This is a genomic window from Candidatus Thiosymbion oneisti (assembly GCF_900092655.1).
Taxonomy (GTDB): Bacteria; Pseudomonadota; Gammaproteobacteria; order Chromatiales; family Chromatiaceae; genus Thiosymbion; species Thiosymbion oneisti.
Genome location: NZ_FLUY01000416.1, coordinates 1 through 1,910, shown reverse-complemented (window position 1 = coordinate 1,910; position 1,910 = coordinate 1). Strand labels below are relative to the sequence as shown.

The window sequence follows — 1,910 nt, the reverse complement described above, 5'->3', positions numbered from 1 at the left end:
CCGGTGATCATGTTCTTCACGTAGTCGGCGTGGCCCGGACAGTCCACATGGGCATAGTGACGGGCGTCGCTCTCGTATTCCACGTGGGCGGTGGCGATGGTGATGCCGCGCTCGCGTTCTTCCGGGGCGTTGTCGATCTGGTCGAAGGCCTTGACCTCGCCGCCGTGCTTGGCGGCCATCACCTTGGTGATCGCCGCCGTCAGCGTGGTCTTGCCATGGTCTACGTGCCCAATCGTCCCGACGTTGACGTGTGGCTTGGTGCGTTCGAATTTCTCTTTGGACATGGATTCCTCTCCCCAAAATACCAAATACCGTAGTGTGCGCTACTTAGCACGTGACCTATTATCAACCGTGATTTGTTACAACTAAGGTGAATTTGGAGCCCATGACCGGGATTGAACCGGTGACCTCACCCTTACCAAGGGTGTGCTCTACCGACTGAGCTACATGGGCGTACTTAAGAGCCTGTCTGGCTCACGGCTGTTCCCCTGTGGAATCCGGGTGCGCAATCCAGGTGCGGAATCGAGGAGGCCAGCCAGATTTCCCGCTCGCTTTAGGTTAAAGCGACCCCTATTGCCTCAATCGAGCGCAAAATCTTATCTTTTGCCCCTCGATCCCTCGCTACGAACGCGTAAGCCAGCCAGGCTCTACCACTTCCTCACTGGAGCGGGTGATGGGAGTCGAACCCACGCCATCAGCTTGGAAGGCTGAGGTTCTACCGTTGAACTACACCCGCTTAACAAACCGCCGGGCAGCGATCCACCCTGACCCGCCATCCCCAATCGACACTGGTGGAGGGGGGAGGATTCGAACCTCCGAAGGCTGAGCCGTCAGATTTACAGTCTGATCCCTTTGACCACTCGGGAACCCCTCCGACAACAAGCTATCCATAGTAAAAAACTCGGTCGTCTTCTGTCAAACGCATTTCGGCGCCAGTCGCCAGTCGCCAGTCGCCAGTCGCCAGTCGCCAGTCGCCAGTCGCCAGCAGTGTAGCTGGGGTAATGGAGGAACCTCAACATTGCTTGTTAATCCACAGATTACGCAGATTTTCGCAGATTTAAGAATGAAATAATCCGTGAGAATCTGCGTAATCTGTGGACAAATATAGACTCACCCGGCTGCAATGAGACCGCGGTGATGGGCCACGGGACAGGCCAAGCCGGATGTGAACATGGGAAAAATGACTCGGTCATATATACTTCCACACGGAACAATCTGCGCATTTCACTCCCTCTGCCTCCGGGAGGGTGTCGCAAAAGTCTTTTCGAACCACAGAGGACACAGAGCGCACAGAGAAAGGCACCGGCCAATGCTCTGCGTTCTCCGTGCCCTCTGTGGTTTAAACTTCACAGGCTGGCAGCTGATGTCACCGCTTTTGCGACACCCTCTCCGGGAGAGGGCGGGGGTGAGGGGGAAATTCAAAAGCTCGGATTGTGCCGGGTGGCAGTATATCTGTCACTTTCGCGCGGTGCCCCAAGCCGGAAGCCGACAACCGGCAACTGGAAGCCGGAAGCTGACGACCGGAACCAGTCACCAGTCGCCGGCAGTGTAGTTGGAGTGATGGAGGAACCTCAACATTGCTTGTTAATCCACAGATTACGCAGATTTTCGCAGATTAAGAATGAAACAATCCGTGAGAATCTGCGTAAAATGAGTGGCACTTTTTTCGTTCGAGTGCATTCACCCTATCAGGCGATTCTCTCTTTCACCTGGTTCCGTGAGCTAAATGAGCCATTCATAGAGCAATCCCTTCATAGAACAACGGGGTAATGGCAAAATTCATTCACTCTCAGATTCACTCGGGAAGTGAAGTAGCTAATCTCTATATCGAGCAAACTCAACCACTACCAGCTGAAGCTGGTAGGTTGGGCCACTAAAGTGGCCCTCGGCGGACTCAACCGCCGACTGAA

General features: G+C 54.6%; 1 protein-coding gene and 3 tRNA genes. All 4 read right to left on the bottom strand.

From position 1 onward, the window contains the following. On the bottom strand, nucleotides 1-284 hold a 284-nt coding region (locus BQ17_RS03900), incomplete at its 3' end, for a GTP-binding protein (RefSeq protein WP_256091469.1). 93 nt (nucleotides 285-377) lie between these two features. After that, a tRNA-Thr gene (locus BQ17_RS03895) sits at nucleotides 378-453 on the bottom strand. 209 nt (nucleotides 454-662) lie between these two features. Beyond that, a tRNA-Gly gene (locus tag BQ17_RS03890) sits at nucleotides 663-736 on the bottom strand. A gap of 53 nt (nucleotides 737-789) precedes the next feature. Then, nucleotides 790-874, bottom strand: a tRNA-Tyr gene (locus tag BQ17_RS03885). Between the last annotated feature and the right edge of the window lie 1,036 nt (nucleotides 875-1,910).